The organism is Pseudomonas sp. A, from assembly GCF_056270345.1.
In genome coordinates this window covers 2,290,026-2,308,226 of the sequence record NZ_CM149873.1, presented here as the reverse complement: position 1 = coordinate 2,308,226, position 18,201 = coordinate 2,290,026, and the positions used below count along the sequence as shown (strand labels likewise).

The window sequence follows — 18,201 nt, the reverse complement described above, 5'->3', positions numbered from 1 at the left end:
GGCGCGGTTTTCCTGATGACAATAATGACAAGGACCTGTCGATGCTCACCGCCCTCAAGCGCTACCCCAACCCGGTACGCCTGCTCCTGCTCACCACCTTTACCCTGACCATGGCGCGGGCGATCACCCTGCCTTACCTGGTGGTCTACCTGGCCGACAACTTCCAGCTTTCAGTCGGCCGTATCGGCCTGGTGGTCGGCGGCGCGCTGATCGTCGCCTCGCTGCTGAGCCTGTATGGCGGGCACCTGGTCGACACCGTGCGCAACCACACCCTGGTGATCGCCAGCCTGCTGGTGTTCGCCCTGGCCTTCGTCGGCGCCATCGCCAGTCGCTCGGCCGCCCTGTTCTTTCTCTGCCTGGTGGTGATCAACCTGGCCCTGGCGCTGGTCGACATCGCCGCCAAGGCCGCCTTCTGCGCCCTGTTGCCGGTGGAGCAGCGCGCCGAGGTGTTCGCCATCAAGTACACCCTGAGCAACATCGCCTATGCCGTGGGGCCGATGCTCGGCGTGGCCCTGATCGAGGTGGACGGCCACCTGCCCTTTGTGGTCTCGGCACTCATTGGGCTTGCCATGTGCCTGGCTTACCAGCGCCTGGGCGTTCGCGACCTGCAGCCCCAGGACCGGCCGCAGCCCGGCGCCGGCTTCGGCCAGGTGGCGCTGGGCCTGCTGCGCGACCGGCGGCTGGTATGCTTCACCCTGGGCGGCGTGCTCAGCGCGGTGGTGTTCGGCCAGTTCACCGCCTACCTGTCGCAGTACCTGGTGGTGACCCGCAACCCCGCCGAGGCGGCGCGGCTGGTCGGCTACCTGGTGACCACCAACGCGGTGACGGTAATCGCCTTGCAGTACCTGATCGGCAAGCGCATCGACCGGCGCCGGCTGATGCCCTGGCTGATGGCCGGCATGGGCCTGTTCGTCGCCGGGCTGCTGGGTTTTTCCCTGGCCGGCACGGCGCTGGCCTGGTGCCTGGCGATGCTGGTGTTCACCCTGGGCGAGATCATCGTGATTCCGGCCGAGTACATGTTCATCGACCTCATCGCCCCGGAGCACCTGCGCGGCATCTATTACGGCGCACAGAACCTGGGCAACCTGGGCGCGGCACTGGGGCCGGTGCTGGTGGGCGTCGCGCTCGGGCACCTGGTGCCGGTGGCGGTGTTCTATCTGCTGATCGGGTCGGTGATACTGGCCGGTGTGTTCTACTGGCTGGGGACGCGCCGAGCTGAGTGATGCCATCGCGGGGCAAACCCGCTCCCACGCCCAAGGGCAGCTCGACATTCGTGGGAGCGGCGGTGCGCCGATGCGACTTGCCCCGCGATGGTCCCTGCGACGTCCTGCCACTGCGACCATGGTCGGCGCTGACGAACCGCGCCCTGCGTGCCAGACTGATTGATCGTGACCGCGTTTCATTTTTTGCTCCGGAGTTTGCATGTCGTTGTCCAGCGGGCTGATCGCCGTGGTCGCCCTGGCCTACATGGCCATCATGTTCGCCATCGCCTTCTATGGCGACCGCCGCAGCACGCCGTTGCCGCCGCGCCTGCGTGCCTGGGTGTACAGCCTGTCGCTGGCGGTGTACTGCACCAGCTGGACCTTCTTCGGCGCGGTCGGCCAGGCCGCCGAACAATTGTGGGCGTTCCTGCCCATCTACCTGGGCCCGGTGCTGCTGTTGATCTTCGCGCCCTGGGTGCTGCAGAAGATGGTGCTGATCAGCAAGCAGCAGAACATCACCTCGATCGCCGACTTCATCGCCGCCCGCTACGGCAAGTCGCAGACCCTGGCGGTGGTGGTGGCGCTGATCTGCCTGGTCGGCGTGCTGCCGTATATCGCCCTGCAGCTCAAGGGCATCGTGCTGGGGGTGAACCTGTTGATCGGTGCCAACGCCGATGCCACCGGCAGCCGGGTGCAGGACACCGCGCTGGTGGTGTCGCTGGTGCTGGCGCTGTTCGCCATCGTCTTCGGCACCCGCAGCCTGGACGTCACCGAGCACCACCGCGGCATGGTCCTGGCGATCGCCTTCGAGTCGCTGGTCAAGCTGCTGGCCTTCCTCGCCGTGGGCGCCTTCGTGGTGTTCAACCTGTATGACGGCTTCGACGACCTGTTCACCCAGGCCCGGCAGTCGGTGCACCTGAACGATTATTGGGAAGAAACCATCAACTGGCCGTCGATGGTGGTGCAGACCGCCGTGGCGATGATGGCGATCATCTGCCTGCCGCGGCAGTTCCACGTCACCGTGGTGGAGAACATCGAGCCCCAGGACATGCGCCTGGCGCGCTGGGTGTTCCCGCTGTACCTGGCCCTGGCCGCGCTGTTCGTGGTGCCCATCGCCCTGGCCGGGCAGATGCTGCTGCCGGGCACGGTGATCTCCGACTCGTTCGTGATCAGCCTGCCACTGGCCGAGGCCCACCCGAGCCTGGCCCTGCTAGCGTTCATCGGCGGCGCCTCGGCGGCCACCGGCATGGTCATCGTCGAGGCCGTGGCGCTGTCGACCATGGTCTCCAACGACATGCTGCTGCCCTGGCTGCTGCGACGCAACAACGCCGAGCGGCCGTTCGAGGTGTTCCGCCACTGGATGCTCTCGGTGCGCCGGGTGACCATCGTGGTCATCCTGCTGCTGGCCTACGTCAGCTACCGCCTGCTCGGCTCCACCGCGAGCCTGGCGACCATCGGCCAGATCGCCTTCGCCGCGGTGACCCAGCTGACCCCGGCGATGCTCGGCGCGCTGTACTGGAAACAGGCCAACCGCCGCGGCGTGTTCGCCGGCCTGGCCGCCGGCATCTTCCTGTGGTTCTACACCCTGGTGCTGCCGATCGCCGCCCACAGCCTGGGCTGGTCGCTGCAGTTGTTCCCGGGGCTGGCCTGGTTGCACGGCAACCCGCTCAACCTGCCGATCACCCCGCTCACCCAGGGCGTGGTGCTGTCGCTGGCGGGCAACTTCACCCTGTTCGCCTGGGTCTCGATCCTCTCCCGTACACGGGTTTCCGAGCACTGGCAGGCCGGGCGCTTCATTGGCCAGCAGACCAGCGCCCGACCTTCCAGCAAACCCCTGCTGGCGGTGCAGATCGACGACCTGCTCAAGCTTGCCGCGCGCTTCGTCGGCGAGGAGCGCGCCCGGCAAAGCTTCATCCGCTTCGCCTACCGCCAGGGCAAGGGTTTCAACCCCAACCAGAACGCCGACGGCGACTGGATCGAGCACACCGAGCGGCTGCTGGCCGGCGTGCTCGGCACCTCCTCGACCCGCGCCGTGGTCAAGGCTGCCATCGAAGGCCGCGACATGCAGCTCGAGGACGTGGTGCGCATCGCCGACGAAGCCAGCGAGGTGCTGCAGTTCAACCGCGCGCTGCTGCAGGGCGCCATCGAGAACATCAACCAGGGCATCAGCGTGGTCGACCAGAACCTGCGCCTGGTGGCCTGGAACCGGCGTTACCTGGAGCTGTTCAACTACCCCGACGGGCTGATCAGCGTCGGCCGGCCGATCGCCGACATCATCCGCTACAACGCCGAGCGCGGCCTGTGCGGCCCGGGCGAGGCCCAGGTGCATGTGGCGCGGCGCCTGCACTGGATGCGCCAGGGCCGGGCCCACTCCTCCGAACGGCTGTTCCCCAATGGCCGGGTGATCGAGCTGATCGGCAACCCGATGCCCGGCGGCGGCTTCGTCATGAGCTTCACCGACATCACCCCGTTCCGCGAGGCCGAGCAAGCCCTGCGCGACTCCAACGAGGGCCTGGAGCAGCGCGTCGCCGAGCGCACCCACGAACTGTCGCAGCTCAACCAGGCGCTGACCGAGGCCAAGAGCCGCGCCGAGGCGGTCAGCCAGTCCAAGACCCGCTTCCTCGCCGCCGTCAGCCACGACCTGATGCAACCGCTCAACGCCGCCCGGCTGTTCTCCGCCGCCTTGTCGCAACAGGCCGAGGCCATGAACGACGAGGCCCGGCAGCTGGTGCAGCACATGGACAGCTCGCTGCGCTCGGCCGAGGAGCTGATCAGCGACCTGCTCGACATCTCGCGCCTGGAGAACGGCAAGGTCACCCCCGACATCAAACCCTTCGCCCTCAACGAGCTGTTCGATACCCTCGGCGCCGAGTTCAAGGTACTGGCCGCCGAAAAAGGCCTGGAGTTCCGCCTGCGCGGCAGCCGCCTGCGGGTGGACAGCGACATGAAGCTGCTGCGCCGGGTGCTGCAGAACTTCCTCACCAACGCCCTGCGCTACGGCAAGAGCCCGCTGCTGCTGGGCGCACGGCGCCAGGGCGAACGCCTGTGGCTGGAGGTGTGGGACCGCGGCCCGGGCATCGCCGACGACAAGCTGCAGGTGATCTTCCAGGAGTTCAAGCGCCTGGACAGCCACCAGACCCGCGCCGAGAAAGGCCTGGGCCTGGGCCTGGCGATCGCCGACGGCCTGTGCCGGGTGCTCGGGCATTCGCTGGAGGTGCGCTCCTGGCCGGGCAAGGGCAGCGTGTTCCGCGTCAGCGTGCCCATCGCCCACAGCCCCGCGCCCGCGACGCCCGCCCCCGTGGAGCAGGCCGGGCAGCCGCTGGCCGGGCTGCAGGTGCTGTGCGTGGACAACGAGGACAGCATCCTGATCGGCATGAACAGCCTGCTCAGCCGTTGGGGTTGCCAGGTGTGGACGGCGCGTAACCAGGCCGAATGCGAGGCCCTGCTCGGCAAGGGTCTGCGCCCGCACCTGGCGCTGGTGGACTACCACCTGGATGACGGCGAGACCGGCACCGGGCTGATGGGCTGGCTACGGACGCGCCTGGGCGAGCCGGTGCCCGGGGTGGTGATCAGCGCTGACGGACGCAACGAGACCATCGCCCTGGTGCATGCCGCGGGCCTGGACTACCTGGCCAAGCCGGTCAAGCCGGCGGCCCTGCGCGCCCTGCTCAATCGGCATCTGAGCCTGGTTCAGTAAGCGCTTCGTCGGCCAGGGCGCGCTCGATCAGCTCGGCGGGCAGGCTCTTGCTGGCCCGGGCACCGAGCAGCTTGAGCTGCTCGCTGCGGCTGACCAGGTTGCCGCGCCCCTCGCACAACTTGTTGCGCGCCGCGGCGTAGGCCTTGTCCACCTGGGCCAGGCGCGCGCCGAGCTCGTCCAGGTCCTGGATGAACAGCACGAACTTGTCGTACAGCCAGCCGGCGCGCTCGGCGATCTCCCGGGCGTTCTGCCCCTGGCGTTCCTGCTTCCACAGGCTGTCGATCACCCGCAGGGTAGCGAGCAGGGTGGTAGGGCTGACGATCACGATCTGCCGGTCGAAGGCCTCCTGGAACAGGTTGGGCTCGGCCTGCAGCGCCGCCGAGAAGGCCGCCTCGATGGGCACGAACAGCAGCACGAAGTCGAGGCTGTGCAAGCCCTCGAGGCGGTTGTAGTCCTTGCTCGACAAGCCCTTGACGTGGTTGCGCAACGACTGCACATGCTGCTTGAGCGCGGCTTCGTCGTTGTTGCCGACGAACTGCTGGTAGGCCGTCAGGCTGACCTTGGCGTCCACCACCACCTGCTTGTCGCCCGGCAGCATGATCAGTACATCGGGCTGGAAGCGCTCGCCGTCGGCGCTGCGCAGGCTGACCTGGGTCTGGTACTCGCGGCCCTTCTCCAGGCCCGCGTGCTCCAGCACCCGCTCCAGGATCAGCTCGCCCCAGTTGCCCTGGGTCTTCTGGCCCTTGAGCGCCTGGGTGAGGTTGGTGGCCTCGTCGGACAGGCGCAGGTTGAGCTGCTGCAGGCGCTCGAGCTCCTTGCCCAGGGAGAAGCGTTCGCGGGCCTCCTGCTGGTAGCTTTCCTCGACGCGCTTCTCGAACGCCTGGATACGCTCCTTGAGCGGATCGAGCAATTGCCCCAGGTGCTGCTGGCTGGTCTGGGCGAAGCGTTGTTCGCGCTCGTCGAAGATCTTGGTGGCCAGGTCGGCGAACTGCGCGCGCAGGGTGTCGCGGGCCTCCTGCAGGTCCTCGAGGCGTTGCTGGTGGCTCTCCTGCTGTTCACGCAGCTCGGCCTCCAGGCGTGCGGTTTGGGCCTCGAGGCGACGCAGCTCGGCCTCGCGGTTGGCGCGCTCGAGGTGCCAGGCATGGGCGGCGTCACGGGCGTTGTCGCGGTCGATCTGCAGCAGTTCCAGTTCACGGCCCTGGGCGGCCAGTTGGGTCTGCTTGACGGTGTTGGCCTCGCTGAGGTCGCTGACCTCGTCGCGGCTGGCCTCCAACTGCGCCTGCAGGCCGGCCTGGGTCAACTGGGCGGCATTCAGGCGCTCCTCGAGCAAAGCCTGCTCGGCCTTGCGCGCGCCCTGGCCGCGCTGCACCTGCATGACCCAGCCCAGGCAGGGCACGGCGCCCGCCACCAAGCCCAGCAGAATGCTGGTCAGATCCACTGTCATGCTTACCCCGATCGAACATTGACGAATGCTGCGCAGCTTATCAGCCTGGTGGCAGGGCTGCCTGGTCAGTGCCCCTGTAGTAGCGGCCTTGTGCCGCGAAAGGGCCGTGCAACGGCCCCGGGGATTCGGTGTTGACGCAAAGATCGCCGGGGCCGCTGTGCGGCCCTTTCGCGGCACAAGGCCGCTCCTACAGGGGGACGCGAGGATCGATACCCCTAACCACCGAACCACTGGCGCAACAACCGCCGCGCCTCCTGCGAGCCCTGCCCCGCCGCCAGCTCCAACCAGTAGCGGGCCTGCTCCGGCTCCTGGGACTGGCACAACCGGCCATATTCCAACTGGGCCCGCCGATCACCGGCACGGGCCGCCTGGCGCAGCAATTCATGGCCGATGCGCCGGTCGCGGGCATTGCCGCAATCGCGGCAGAGCATCTGCCCCAGGCGACTCTGGGCCACCACCACGCCCTGGCGCGCCGGCTGCTTGAGCATGCGCCCGGCCAGGTGCTTGACGCTGGGCTTGTCGCCCAGGCGTGGGCTGTCGAGCAGCCACAGGGCCACTTTCAGGGAAAAGCGCTTGGGGGAAGGCAGCGATGGCGAGGCATCAGGACTGGCGAGGTGTTTACCGCGAAGCTTCATGACCAACAGCAAGGGTGACTCGAGAGGCGCGCCACTCTACTCCATTTTTCGTGGTCTGGCCCGGGCGACCTTCGGCTGATCGACATTTTTTTCCATGATTTTTTCTTGACGTTTTCCCAGGGAAAATGCCCATGCCACCTCAATCCACCGATTGTCGGACAATCGATGAAACAGCTGGCACGCCCGTCCTAGAGCAAGCGCCCGGGACAATCCACAGAACCTGTGGATAACTCGGTGGACAACCCCTTGAGGCAGCCCGCAAACCCCTGTGAAATGGGGCTTTCGCTCAAACTGTCGATTTTTTCACCAGCAAAAATTAGTGTTTTTTTTCATTGACTTAAGCCCCCAGTCAAGTCATTGGCGAGCCGTCCACAGGATGTTGCAGGAGGGTTACAACTGTTCAGCCGAGTGTGTACAAGTGCACCAACAAACGGCAGCACGGTGCACGAAAACGGTACAGCCGGGCGATTGCCGGGGCATTTCCCCCTCTTCACAGCAGGCGCGATTGACGACATAATGATCGGCTTCCCGCCAGAATGCCAAAAGCTTGCCAACCCCGAAATGTTCGTGTAGGGTTGCGCCCTGTTAGTACCCAGCTGAAGTCATTCTGGCCACTCAGTCCCCGCAGCCCACCGCTCGACAACGAGCAGGCACTGCCCCATCGGGACCGGCCCATTCGATGATTCACTCGGCAGACCTTGCCCAGCACGAATCACGTTTCAGATTGATCAGGATCTTCCCCGACGCCCAGAACCCTGGTGTCGGTGTGCTGCCTGCCTTCTGTCGTACCTACCAGTCAGCCCAGCGCCCACCTATTGCATGCGCCCCTCTGGCTGCCCTGTTCCAGTCAGGTTCTGCGTCTCCTTAATAAAGACGTCACTGGAACGTTTCTATTGTGCACGGATCAAACACCGTGTCTTACGCAGGAACATCCAACAATATGAGTAACCATCAACAGATCCAGGCTGCCTTTGGCACCCTTTCCCAGGCCTTCGCCCCACTGAAGTGCCTTATCGTTGCCCCTCGCAAGGGCAGCTTCAGCTTCACCCTGGTCGACGAGCATGGCATCGCCTGCCACAGCGAGCGCCTCTACCCGGAACAATACAACCGGGCCGAACCGCTGCAGGCGGTGATCGAGCGCACCCGCCAGTCGCTGACCGCATGAACGAATGGCGGGTGATTCACGCCATGAATACGCCATGCAAAACCCAGCCTGAAGGCAATTGGCCTAATCGCCAGCGGGCATATGCCCCGCGCCTTCGGGCTGCAATCGATTTAAAAACAGCCCTTTACACCACAGTTATCACACTACACTTCAACTCGAGCGGCTCCTGCCGCTTCCGGCGGGCCTGACCACTCACCAGCTGCCAAGCTCCAGCGCCCGTCGGCCCTTTCCAGCAGAGGGCATCCAGCAGAGGGCATCATGGGCATCGCTGCGAACGAGTTGAGTCGATATGTGATCCGGCCGACCCTGGTCTACCTGGGTCGTCACTGCGACAGCGCAGAAGCTTTGTTACTGGGCGTTGCCGCAAGCCAGTCTGCGCTGGGGGCCGCCCTGCATGACCGACGCGGCCATGGGCTCTACAGGATCGGTGGGAATCGTCACCGCTGCCTGTGGGACGAATACCTGGCCCGCGACCCCGAACTGGCCAGCCTGGTACGTGGCCTGGCCAGCCAGCACGCCTTCCTCGGCGGCCCGCACCTCGAGCTGACTGTCAACCTGCGCTACGCCACTGCCATCGCCTGGATGCTCATCGAAGAGCAGGCCATGCCGTTGCCGGCGGCCGACGATCTGCTGGGCCTGGCGCGGATCTGGCGGCAGACCTTCCAGCCCCAGGGACGCCTGCGGGATTTCACCCAGGCCTGGCAACACTGTATCGAGCCAATGCTCACCCCAGCCTCCTGAGCCAACACGTCCTACAACCGAAATAAACGGAATTTTGGTCGGATTGTCCTACAAAACCGCTCTATCTCCTGTGTTTCAGCCTATGGCGCAGCGCGGCATTTGTTGGTAGCTTTTCGCCCCGGAGATCCCAAGGAGTTTTCTAATAATGAAAAAAGTTATGCTCAAAACCTCTCTCGGCATTGCCGTTGCCCTCGCTTCCAGCCAATTGCTCGCCAGCGGCTTTGCCCTGAACGAACAGAGCGTCAGCGGCATGGGGACAGGTTTCGCGGGTCGTTCTTCTTCTGCCGAAGATGCCAGCACCGTGTATGGCAACCCGGCGGGCATGGCCCGCCTGAAGCGCGACCAGATGACCGTCGGTGGTGCCGCGGTCATCGCCAAGTCCGATATTTCCGGACGCGGCAGTAACAAAGGGGGGGAAATGGACGGTGACATGGTGCCCGTGGTCGGCGTGCCGATGGGTTACTACGTCAAGTCCATCGATGACCACTGGAGCGTCGGTTTCGGCGTCTACGTGCCGTTCGGCCTGGTCACCGACTACGGTAGCGACGATGCCGCGCGCTACTGGGGCAAGAAGAGCCATGTCGAGGTCGTGACCTTCCAGCCGACCGTGAGCTATGCGTTCAACGACAAGGTCTCGATCGGCTTCGGCCCGACCATCAACCGCATCAAGGGCGAGCTGGGTTCGAACCTGGCCAGTATCTCGCCGCTGCGTCCGGCTGATGGCGAGGTGAAGATCAAGGGCGACGACACCGCCGTCGGCTACAACATCGGTGTCCTGGTGCAGGCCACCGACCGCACCCGCGTCGGCCTGACCTACCACTCGATGGTCGACTACAAGCTCGAAGGCAAGACCAAGGTCAGCTACCCGCTGCTCGGCCTGGACGGCAACAAGTTCGATGCCACCCTGAAGATCAAGACCCCCGAGTCGGTGGACTTCTCGGTCACCCACGAACTGGACGACCAGTGGACCCTGTACGCAGGCAGCACCTGGACCCGCTGGAGCCGCCTGGAAAACATCACGGTCAACAACGAAGTGCCGGCAGGCCCTGCCGGGCAGTTCAAGACCATCAACGAGGAACAGAACTGGCACGACACCTGGGCTCACGCCATCGGCGCCTCCTACAAGGTGAACAAGGAGTGGGTCCTGCGCACCGGTTTCTCGGTTGACCAGTCGCCGACCAACAACACCAACCGCTCCCCGCGCATCCCTACTGGTGATCGCAAGATCTTCAGCATCGGTGCCGGCTGGAGCCCGACCGACGACATGACCATCGACGTGGCCTACTCCTACCTGTGGGAAGAAGACACCAAGGTCAACAACCAGCCGCACAGCGCGACGGAAGCTGGCCTCAAGGGCAGCTACCAGGCCAAGTACGAAAACAGCGCCCACGGCGTTGGTGCTTCGCTGACCTACCGCTTCTGAGTGGCACCCGCAGCATGAAAAAACCGCCCTCGTGGCGGTTTTTTCATGCCTGCACCCGCCACTGCTCGCCCAGGCATCGCTGCAGGTAATCCATGAACTCCCGCACCTTGGTCGTCAGGGCAAAGCGGTCGGCCAGGCAGACGTCTATCAGTTCGGTCTGGGCATAGGCCTGGCGTTGTCTTTACACAGGAGCAGATACCTCCCCAGGCCAAAGCAACATTGTCGCGCGATACCAGCCATACCGAGATGCGACCTCACCAATCAACAATCAAAAGCCGTCAACACCAATTAATTGAACCGTTAACCTCGATCTATATTATTCGTGTTAGCTGCTGACTCTATGTCCGTATCACGAAGAATCGTCTTCAACTCTATAGGCTTATCTGTTTCCCCTGAACGATCCGAAACGCCAAAACCTGGGTAGTATTTCTTGTTATTTTTGAATGCAACAATCCTCGCAGGAACCGCTAGAGCATTCATTATGATAACACCCCGTGCAGTTATACCTTTCTGGCCTTTATCATGAGTTTTTCCGGGATAGGCCGATTTAGGCGCGAAGCCGGAAAGTACAGCAAACGAAACTACATCAGTGGCTCCTGTATAAATAGTCACCCCGACCTGAAGAGCTATCTGCGAAATTGTTGGCGCATTATCTCCCCCCTTTGCTCGCGCGATCGTCATATTGATAGCCGCCCCCCCCTCTGCCAGCGTCAGCGGACTCAGCACTCCACCAACCGTCGCAGCAGCTTTGGCCGCAAAGATAAACCCATCAATACGCCCATTACGATCCTCGCGATTGATCGGATCCCCACTGCAATATGCATATGCATTGATACCGCCACCTCCAAACGGACTCAGCCGATCAGGAGAGTGGAATCGTTTCAATAAAGGATCATAAGTCCGGTGCCCATTCCCCGGAGAATAGTTACCCGTCAGCACCTCACAAGGCATCCCACAATAGGCCAATCGGGGGCCGGCAACCTGCGGCAACGCGCCATAGGGTGTATAGCGCCTGCCCACCTGGCCATCACCAAGCACCGATTGCTGCCAGTCACACATTGCAAGATAGGTAGTCGACATGTCAGACCCAACCGAGCGGTAGATGCCGACAACCTAACATCTGCTCGACCAGCGAATAACTGGCAAAAATGCCAGGTACCCCCTCAAGGCTGCGAAGCAATCGCCTTGTCGATCGCCGCCCTGAACGCCGGATCATCCGGCTTGGTCAGGCTGGAGAAGTTGCCGATCACCTTGCCCTTGCGGTCCACCACATACTTGTAGAAATTCCACTTCGGCGCGCTGCTCTGCCGGGCCAGCTCGACGAACAGCGGGATCGCGTCCTTGCCGCGCACCGGCTGGGCCTTGGTCATGGTGAAGGTCACGCCGTAGTTGGCGTAACAGACCTTGGCGGTCTTGTCGCTGTCAGCGTCTTCCTGCTTGAAGTCGTTGGACGGCACGCCGAGCATTTCCAGGCCCTGTTCGTGGTAGTCCTTGTAGGTCGCCTCGAGTCCTTCGAACTGCGGGGCGAAGCCACAGTAGCTGGCGGTGTTGATCACCACCAGCGGCTTGCCGGCGAAGCGCTGGCACAGGTCGATCTGCTCCTTGCCACGCAGCTCCGGCAGGCTGCCCTGGAGCAGTGCCGGGCAGTCGGCTGCCCAGCTCGAAGTGGCGGCGGCCAGGGCCAGCAGGGGGAGGGTCAGCCAGCGGGCATGCATGATAGCGGTCTCCTGCACATGATTCCTTGAATGTGCAGGGTAGCGCTTAACACAGGCTCATGCCCAACTGCATCAACGCCAGCCCGCCCTTGTGCCAGCCCCACCACACCAACGCCAGCACCAGCACGGCGGCGACCAGCATCAGGCCACGCCCGAGCAGGCGGTTCATGCGGCCTGGGCCTGCAGACGGGCGACCGGGCGTTCACGCACTGGCCAGTTGAGGGCCGCGGCCAGCAGGCTGAGCAGGATCGAGATCTGCCATACCAGGTCGTAGCTGCCGGTCTGGTCATAGACCACCCCGCCCAGCCAGCCACCCAGGAACGCGCCCAACTGGTGGAACAGGAACACAATGCCGCCGAGCATCGACAGGTTGCGCACGCCAAACAGCGTGGCCACGGTGCCATTGGTCAGCGGCACCGTGGACAGCCACAGCAGGCCCATGGCAATGCCGAACAGGTAGGCGCTGAACTGGGTCACCGGCGCCCAGAGGAACAGCACGATGACCACGGCGCGCAGCAGGTACAGGCCGGTCAGCAGGCGCGGCTTGGACATGCGCCCGCCGAGCCAGCCGGCGGTATAGGTGCCGACGATATTGAACAGGCCGACCAGCGCCAGCACGGTGGTGCCGGTGATCGCCGGCAGGTGCTGGTCGACCAGGTAGGCCGGCAGGTGCACGCCGATGAACACCACCTGGAAGCCGCAGACGAAAAAGCCCAGCGCCAACAGCCAGAAGCCGGAGTGCGAACAGGCCTCGCGCAGCGCCTGGCCGAGGCTCTGCTCGGCGCCATGGCTGGGCAGCGGTCGATCACGCAGCATACCTACGAACGGCACGATCAGCGCCACCATCAGGCCCAGCACCAGCAAGGCCGCCGACCAGCCCAGCCACTGGATCAGGCCGAGGGTGCCGGGGAGCATGGCGAACTGGCCGAAGGAGCCGGCGGCGCTGGCGATGCCCATGGCCATGCTGCGTTTCTCCGGCGGCACGGCGCGCCCGACCACGCCAAGGATCACCGAGAACGAAGTGCCGGACAGGCCGATGCCGATCAGCAGGCCGGCGCTCAGCGACAGCGACCAGGCCGAGTCGGCCATGCCCATCATCACCAGTCCGGCGGTGTAGAGGATGCCGCCGATCACCACCACCTTGGCCGCGCCCAGACGGTCGGCCAGGGCGCCGGTGAACGGCTGGGCCAGGCCCCAGATCAGGTTCTGCAGGGCGATGGCGAAGGCGAACACCTCACGACCCCAGCCGAATTCGGCACTCATCGGCGCCAGGAACAGGCCGAAACCATGTCGCACCCCCAGCGACAACGCCAGGATCAGCGCCGCCCCCACAAGTACCCAACCGCTGCTCCGCCAAAGGGAAGTCATTGTCGTTGTCTCCAGCCCATCGCAAGGTTGATACGGGTATATACCCGCTTTCTATCGTGGTCGTTCAGGCAAGCTGCTCCAGCAAGCGCACCAACTCGTCACGCTGGCTTTCACCCAGTCGCTCCACCAACTGCCTCTGAGCCTGCTGCCAGGCCGGGTAGGCGGCGTCCAGGCGCGCCCTGCCCGCTTCGCTCAGCAGCACCACGCGGTTGCGCTGGTCGTCGCCGTCGGCAAGACGCACCAGGCCATCGGCCTCGAGCACCTTGAGGTTACGGCCCAGGGTGCTGCGCTCAAGGCCCATGGCCTCGGCCAGGCAGGTGATGCTGGGGCGGTCGAGGCGCTGTACATGGCGCAGCAGGGAAAACTGGGCGACATTGATGCCGAAGCCGGCAAGGGCCTCGTCGTAATGCCGGCTCACCCCACGGGCGGCGCGACGCAGATGGGTACAGATGCATTCACTGGTCAGCATGGTTACGTGTATATACCCGCATTATGGATGTTGCAAGAAATTTCACGGTGTCGGTTCAGGCTGCAGGCGCTGGCGGATCGGCTCGAACTCGGCCGTGGCCTTGCGCGGCAAGGGGTCCGGCGCTGCATTTTCGATAGCCTGCCAATAGCGCCATGGCACCTTGGCCGAACCCAGTTCGTAATCCATGCCATCCCAACTGTCCTCGCGGAAGCTGTAGAAGGCCCAATGCAATTGCTGGCGATCCAGCACCGCGAGCACATCCTCCAGGTATTGTCGGCACCCGGGCAACCGACGCATGCAGCCAAACTCCCCCACCACAAGGCGCGAACGCGGCAACTTGATCGAATCGGCCCAATCCACCGGCTGTTGCAGATAGCGGGCGACCTGCTCGGCATCCCACTGCCGGGTCTGCCCGGCAAACGGCACAGGCCCCGGATAGGCGAAAGGTTGCTCGCGAGCAAGATTAGGCGCACTGGTGGCGGCATAGGGTTCGTACATGTGCACGCTGTACAGCACACGCTCATCCGCCAACGCCTTGGGCCAGTAGCCGAAGGCATCGGCGGCGGCGTACCAGCCGGCATCGACCATGACCGGCGTCTTGCCGTCGACCTTGCGGATCGCCGCCAGCAACTGCCGATAGAGCGCTGGCAAGTCACGCGCCCCGCCCTGCTCGCGGGCGTACCACTGCTTCATCCGATCGAGGTCGGCGTGCTCGGCCAGGTTTCCCTGTTTCTCTGGAGCGGGCTCGTTGATGAGGTTGTACGCGGCAACAGCCGGGTGGTCCTTGAGGGCCTGGGCAACGTCTCGCCAGAAACGGGTGGACTGGGTCCAGTAACGCTTGTCCTGCCATAGCCGGTCGTCGAAGCGGTTCTGGTTGTTCTGCGCCCAGCGCATGCCGGGGAGCGACAGCGGCGTGATGACCACCTTGAGGCCGGCGGCGTGGGCGCGGTCCAGCACCGCGATGAGCTGCTTCAGGTCGGCGTCGGCCAGGCCCTGGTAATCGTCGGCGTTGCCCAGCAGGAAGTCGCGTTCGGCCGGGTGCCATTTATCGTAGGAGAGGCGTACCCAGCTGGCGCCGTAGCCTTTCAGCGCATCGAAGTAGGCCTGGTCCGGGGGCAGGCGGTTGAAGCTGTTGCCGCCGTGGCGGGGGGTGTTCCAGAAATCGATCAGGTCGGCGGCGGTGGCGGGTATGGCGGCAAGGGCCAGCAGGCTGGCGAGTATCCAGGGGTGCATGGCGGGGGCTCCTGATATTTGGAGGGGCGAACGAGGATAGCCGCATTACGTGGGGATGGTTTCCGAGATCCATGCAGGACACGTCCGCTTTCTGTAGGAGCGGCCTTGTGCCGCGAAAGGGCCGCAAAGCGGCCCCGGCGATCATTGCATTAACGCTGAAATCCTGGGGCCGCTAGGCGGCCCTTTCGCGGCACAAGGCCGCTCCTACACAGGGGAACGTGTCGGCCTGAAGCTATGCGCGTAGTGCCAGGGTAATTACCACCGTCAATTCCAGCAGTTCCAACAGCGCCCCGGCCGTGTCCCCTGTGGTTCCACCCAAGCGACGGCACATCAGCTTACGCAGCCACACGAATACCACCAACGCCGCCAGCAGTGGCCACAGCACCGCCCAGCCTCCCAGCGCCAGTCCGGCCAGCGCAGAAACCAACAATACCCAGATCGCGCCGCGCCGGGGCAGGTGTTCGGCCAGGGCCGCACCCAACCCACCCGCACGCACGTAAGGCGTGCCGAGAAACAGCCCAAGCATCGCCGCCCTTCCCACGACCGGCGCCAGTACCAGCAGGCCGCCAGCGCCCCGCTCGACCAGCACCCAGAGGGCACAGAACTTCAGCAGCAATACCAGCACCAGCGTGACCACGGCAATCGGCCCGCTGCGCGGGTCCTTCATGATCTGCAAAGTGCGCTCGCGATCACCGAAGCCCCCCAGCCATGCGTCGGCGCTGTCAGCCAGGCCGTCCAGGTGCAGCCCGCCGCTGAGCAGCACCCACAGCGCCAGCAGCAAGGCCGCGTGCAAGGGCGCCGCGGTGCCTTGCAGCAGATGGCTGGCCAGCCACAACAACAGGCCGAACAGCAGCCCCACCAGCGGATAGCACAGCAGCGAACGCCCCATCTCGCGAGGCTCCGGCATGCCCGGCAAGCGTACCGGCAAGCTACTGAGGAACTGCAGGGCGATCCAGAACGGCAGCATCTCAACCCACCTCGCGCATCTGGCCGTCGTTATCCAGCAGCAGGCGCACCAGCGCCCCATGCCCGACCTCGACCTGCAGCAATTGCTCACGCGGCAAGCCACGCGCCCGCGCCAGCAACAGCCGCATCACCCCGCCGTGGGTGACCAGCAGCACGCGCTGGCCCGCATACCTGCGGCGCAAGCCCGCGACCGCATCCAGCACCCGTTCGGCAAAGGCCAGCACCGGCTCGCCGCCCGGCGGGGTGAACGCATACGGGTCATTCCAGAACTGCCCCAGGGCATCGGCGTCAACCTGCATGATCTGCGCGGCGCTTTGCCCTTCCCACTCGCCGAAGTGCAGCTCGCGCACACCGGCCTCGCGCAGCACCGGCAAGTTCAGGCGCGCACCCAGCTCATCGGCGAACGCCGCACAGCGCTGCAACGGCGAACTGACCAGCACATCCCAAGGGCCGGCCTCGGCGACAGCCTGGCGCATCTGCGCCCAGCCAGTCTCGGTCAGGGCGTCGTCGAGGCTGCCGCGCAAGCCGCCACCCAGTTCCGTCTCGCCATGGCGCAGCAGTTCGAGGATCATGCCGGGCGATCCGCCACCGCCGCCTCGGCGAAGGTCGCCATCTGTCCGTGCAGGGCGCAGGCCAGGCGGATCAGCGGCACCGCCAGCGCCGCGCCGCTGCCCTCGCCCAGGCGCAGCCCCAGGACCAGCAGCGGCTCGGCCTCCAGGGCCGCCAGCAGGACCTTGTGCCCCGGCTCGGCGCCCTGGTGGGCGAACAGCAACCACGGCAGGCACTGTGGATTGAGGCGTACCGCCACCAGGGCGGCGACACTGCAGATGAAGCCATCGACCAGCACTGCCACGCCATGCTGGGCGCACGCCAGGTAGGCACCGGCCAGGGCGGCGATCTCGAAGCCGCCGACACAGGCCAGCGCCTGCAGCGGCTGGTCGGCACGCAGGCCGTGCAGCACCAAGGCACGTTCGATCACTTCGGCCTTGTGCCGCACGCCGGCGCTGTCCAGGCCGGTGCCCGGCCCGCTCAGCTCACGCGCCGGGCAGCCCAGCAACGTACTGGCCAGTGCCGCCGCGGCGGTGGTGTTGCCGATGCCCATTTCCCCGCCGATGAACAACTGGGTGTCGTTGTCGAGTGCGCGCAGGGCACTGTCGCGCCCCGCCTGCAACGCCGCCGCCAATTGCGCGTCGGTCATCGCCGGCTGACGGGCGAAGTTGGCGGTGCCGGGCCCGAGGTTCAGGTGATGGACACCGGGCAGTTGCAGGGTCGGGTCGATGGTACCGAGGTCGACCACTTCCAGTTGAGCATCCAGTTGGCGCGCCAGCACGCTGATCGCCGCGCCACCGCCGACGAAGTTGCGCAGCATCTGCCCGGTCACCGCCTGTGGATAGGCGGAGATGCCCTCCTCCACCACGCCATGGTCACCGGCAAAGACCGTGATGGCGATGCGTTCCAGGCTGGGACGCTCGCGCCCTTGCAGGCCGGCCAGGCGGATTGCAAGGTCTTCGAGCTGGCCGAGGGAGCCGGCCGGCTTGGTCAGTTGCTGCTGACGGGCGCGGGCCTGGTCCATGGCGGCGGTGTCGAGGGGTTGGCAGGCATCACGCCACCACATCTGGGTCATAGGGCAGGTCCTTTGAGCATGAGAGGGAGGCCGGCCACGGTCAACACCACGCGCTGGCAGCGTTCGGCCACAGCCTGGTGCAGCGTGCCCGCCAGGTCGACGTAGCGACGGGTCAGTTCACCCATGGGCACCACGCCCAGGCCGGTTTCGTTGCTGACCAGGATGACGGTGCCCGGCAACTGCACCAGGCACTCGAGCAGTGCGTCGCGCTCCTGCGCCAAGCGCAGGTCATCCTCGAGCATCAGCAGGTTGGTCAGCCACAGGGTCAGGCAGTCCACCAGCAGACAGCGTCCTTCGGCGGCTTCGGCACGCAGCACATCAGCCAGCGCCACGGGCTCCTCCACCAGCCCCCAATGGGCCGGACGGCGCTCGCGGTGCAGGCGCACGCGTTCATTCATCTCGCCATCCAGCGGCCGGCTGGTGGCGATGTAGGTCACCGACAGGCCGCTGGCCTCGGCCAGTTGCTCGGCCAGGCGGCTCTTGCCCGAACGGGCGCCGCCGAGGATCAGGTTGCGCATG

The 18,201-nt window shown here is 65.2% G+C and carries 17 protein-coding genes and 1 pseudogene; 5 read left to right on the top strand and 13 right to left on the bottom strand.

The window, feature by feature from the left end; genetic code table 11:
* Window positions 1-41: 41 nt before the first annotated feature.
* Together AC0MAZ_RS10440 and AC0MAZ_RS10435 are read left to right on the top strand one after the other, a co-directional pair.
* The gene (locus AC0MAZ_RS10440; protein WP_475861024.1) at window positions 42-1,223 is read left to right on the top strand and encodes an MFS transporter; all 1,182 of its coding nucleotides are present in this window, start codon (window positions 42-44) and stop codon (window positions 1,221-1,223) included.
* A gap of 199 nt (window positions 1,224-1,422) precedes the next feature.
* Entirely contained in the window at window positions 1,423-4,899 is a 3,477-nt protein-coding gene (locus AC0MAZ_RS10435) for a hybrid sensor histidine kinase/response regulator (RefSeq protein ID WP_475861022.1), read from the top strand.
* Here the strand turns inward: AC0MAZ_RS10435 and AC0MAZ_RS10430 are convergent.
* Complete coding sequence (locus AC0MAZ_RS10430; RefSeq protein ID WP_232856738.1) at window positions 4,871-6,229, bottom strand: DNA recombination protein RmuC; 1,359 nt, start codon at window positions 6,227-6,229, stop codon at window positions 4,871-4,873. The genes AC0MAZ_RS10435 and AC0MAZ_RS10430 overlap by 29 nt on opposite strands.
* A gap of 329 nt (window positions 6,230-6,558) precedes the next feature.
* On the bottom strand, window positions 6,559-6,978 hold the full coding sequence (locus AC0MAZ_RS10425) for a tetratricopeptide repeat protein (protein WP_203647670.1): 420 nt from the start codon (window positions 6,976-6,978) through the stop codon (window positions 6,559-6,561).
* 940 nt (window positions 6,979-7,918) lie between these two features.
* On the opposite strand from AC0MAZ_RS10425, the gene AC0MAZ_RS10420 reads away from it, so the two are divergent.
* From AC0MAZ_RS10420 to AC0MAZ_RS10410, 3 genes are all read left to right on the top strand, one after another.
* Entirely contained in the window at window positions 7,919-8,143 is a 225-nt protein-coding gene (locus AC0MAZ_RS10420) for a hypothetical protein (protein ID WP_050704563.1), read from the top strand.
* A 258-nt stretch (window positions 8,144-8,401) separates the two neighbouring features.
* On the top strand, window positions 8,402-8,884 hold the full coding sequence (locus AC0MAZ_RS10415) for a hypothetical protein (RefSeq protein ID WP_232856723.1): 483 nt from the start codon (window positions 8,402-8,404) through the stop codon (window positions 8,882-8,884).
* A 145-nt stretch (window positions 8,885-9,029) separates the two neighbouring features.
* Window positions 9,030-10,307, top strand: a complete 1,278-nt coding sequence (locus AC0MAZ_RS10410; protein ID WP_203647672.1) for an OmpP1/FadL family transporter — start codon at window positions 9,030-9,032, stop codon at window positions 10,305-10,307.
* Between the two features lie 43 nt (window positions 10,308-10,350).
* Here the strand turns inward: AC0MAZ_RS10410 and AC0MAZ_RS10405 are convergent.
* The 11 genes and pseudogenes from AC0MAZ_RS10405 to cobU form a co-directional block, all read right to left on the bottom strand.
* Window positions 10,351-10,479, bottom strand: a pseudogene (locus AC0MAZ_RS10405) (LysR family transcriptional regulator); the annotation flags it as partial.
* A 128-nt stretch (window positions 10,480-10,607) separates the two neighbouring features.
* Window positions 10,608-11,387 carry an RHS repeat-associated core domain-containing protein gene (locus tag AC0MAZ_RS10400; RefSeq protein ID WP_475861019.1) on the bottom strand — a complete coding sequence of 260 codons (780 nt, stop codon included), beginning with the start codon at window positions 11,385-11,387 and terminating at the stop codon, window positions 10,608-10,610.
* 83 nt (window positions 11,388-11,470) lie between these two features.
* Window positions 11,471-12,022: a glutathione peroxidase gene (locus AC0MAZ_RS10395; protein WP_186712762.1), complete on the bottom strand. Its 552-nt coding sequence runs from the start codon at window positions 12,020-12,022 to the stop codon at window positions 11,471-11,473.
* A gap of 46 nt (window positions 12,023-12,068) precedes the next feature.
* Window positions 12,069-12,191, bottom strand: a complete 123-nt coding sequence (locus tag AC0MAZ_RS10390; RefSeq protein WP_267813785.1) for a hypothetical protein — start codon at window positions 12,189-12,191, stop codon at window positions 12,069-12,071.
* Window positions 12,188-13,390 (bottom strand): MFS transporter, encoded by a 1,203-nt coding sequence (locus AC0MAZ_RS10385; RefSeq protein WP_186712761.1) that lies wholly within the window; start codon window positions 13,388-13,390, stop codon window positions 12,188-12,190. The genes AC0MAZ_RS10390 and AC0MAZ_RS10385 overlap by 4 nt, the downstream gene beginning before the upstream one ends.
* A 64-nt stretch (window positions 13,391-13,454) precedes the next feature.
* Entirely contained in the window at window positions 13,455-13,859 is a 405-nt protein-coding gene (locus tag AC0MAZ_RS10380) for a MarR family winged helix-turn-helix transcriptional regulator (protein WP_203647674.1), read from the bottom strand.
* Window positions 13,860-13,901: 42 nt separating this feature from the next.
* On the bottom strand, window positions 13,902-15,026 hold the full coding sequence (locus AC0MAZ_RS10375; protein WP_475861407.1) for a glycoside hydrolase family 5 protein: 1,125 nt from the start codon (window positions 15,024-15,026) through the stop codon (window positions 13,902-13,904).
* Between the two features lie 298 nt (window positions 15,027-15,324).
* Window positions 15,325-16,059, bottom strand: coding sequence for an adenosylcobinamide-GDP ribazoletransferase (locus AC0MAZ_RS10370; RefSeq protein WP_254464766.1), 735 nt, complete (start codon window positions 16,057-16,059; stop codon window positions 15,325-15,327).
* A gap of 1 nt (window position 16,060) precedes the next feature.
* Window positions 16,061-16,630 (bottom strand): alpha-ribazole phosphatase family protein, encoded by a 570-nt coding sequence (cobC, locus tag AC0MAZ_RS10365; RefSeq protein ID WP_475861017.1) that lies wholly within the window; start codon window positions 16,628-16,630, stop codon window positions 16,061-16,063.
* Window positions 16,627-17,682, bottom strand: a complete 1,056-nt coding sequence (cobT, locus tag AC0MAZ_RS10360) for a nicotinate-nucleotide--dimethylbenzimidazole phosphoribosyltransferase (RefSeq protein WP_475861015.1) — start codon at window positions 17,680-17,682, stop codon at window positions 16,627-16,629. The genes cobC and cobT overlap by 4 nt, the downstream gene beginning before the upstream one ends.
* Window positions 17,679-18,200, bottom strand: coding sequence for a bifunctional adenosylcobinamide kinase/adenosylcobinamide-phosphate guanylyltransferase (gene cobU / locus AC0MAZ_RS10355; RefSeq protein ID WP_203647678.1), 522 nt, complete (start codon window positions 18,198-18,200; stop codon window positions 17,679-17,681). The genes cobT and cobU overlap by 4 nt, the downstream gene beginning before the upstream one ends.
* Between the last annotated feature and the right edge of the window lies 1 nt (window position 18,201).

Coding starts and splice junctions, on each gene's coding strand:
- AC0MAZ_RS10370 (WP_254464766.1), bottom strand. CDS start 16,059: ATGCTGCCGTTCTGGATCGCCCTGCAGTTCCTCAGTAGCTTGCCGGTA.
- AC0MAZ_RS10385 (WP_186712761.1), bottom strand. CDS start 13,390: ATGACTTCCCTTTGGCGGAGCAGCGGTTGGGTACTTGTGGGGGCGGCG.
- AC0MAZ_RS10400 (WP_475861019.1), bottom strand. CDS start 11,387: ATGTCGACTACCTATCTTGCAATGTGTGACTGGCAGCAATCGGTGCTT.
- AC0MAZ_RS10435 (WP_475861022.1), top strand. CDS start 1,423: ATGTCGTTGTCCAGCGGGCTGATCGCCGTGGTCGCCCTGGCCTACATG.
- AC0MAZ_RS10410 (WP_203647672.1), top strand. CDS start 9,030: ATGAAAAAAGTTATGCTCAAAACCTCTCTCGGCATTGCCGTTGCCCTC.
- cobT (WP_475861015.1), bottom strand. CDS start 17,682: ATGACCCAGATGTGGTGGCGTGATGCCTGCCAACCCCTCGACACCGCC.
- AC0MAZ_RS10380 (WP_203647674.1), bottom strand. CDS start 13,859: ATGCTGACCAGTGAATGCATCTGTACCCATCTGCGTCGCGCCGCCCGT.
- AC0MAZ_RS10440 (WP_475861024.1), top strand. CDS start 42: ATGCTCACCGCCCTCAAGCGCTACCCCAACCCGGTACGCCTGCTCCTG.
- AC0MAZ_RS10425 (WP_203647670.1), bottom strand. CDS start 6,978: ATGAAGCTTCGCGGTAAACACCTCGCCAGTCCTGATGCCTCGCCATCG.
- AC0MAZ_RS10420 (WP_050704563.1), top strand. CDS start 7,919: ATGAGTAACCATCAACAGATCCAGGCTGCCTTTGGCACCCTTTCCCAG.
- AC0MAZ_RS10390 (WP_267813785.1), bottom strand. CDS start 12,191: ATGAACCGCCTGCTCGGGCGTGGCCTGATGCTGGTCGCCGCCGTGCTG.
- AC0MAZ_RS10395 (WP_186712762.1), bottom strand. CDS start 12,022: ATGCATGCCCGCTGGCTGACCCTCCCCCTGCTGGCCCTGGCCGCCGCC.
- cobC (WP_475861017.1), bottom strand. CDS start 16,630: ATGATCCTCGAACTGCTGCGCCATGGCGAGACGGAACTGGGTGGCGGC.
- cobU (WP_203647678.1), bottom strand. CDS start 18,200: ATGCGCAACCTGATCCTCGGCGGCGCCCGTTCGGGCAAGAGCCGCCTG.
- AC0MAZ_RS10415 (WP_232856723.1), top strand. CDS start 8,402: ATGGGCATCGCTGCGAACGAGTTGAGTCGATATGTGATCCGGCCGACC.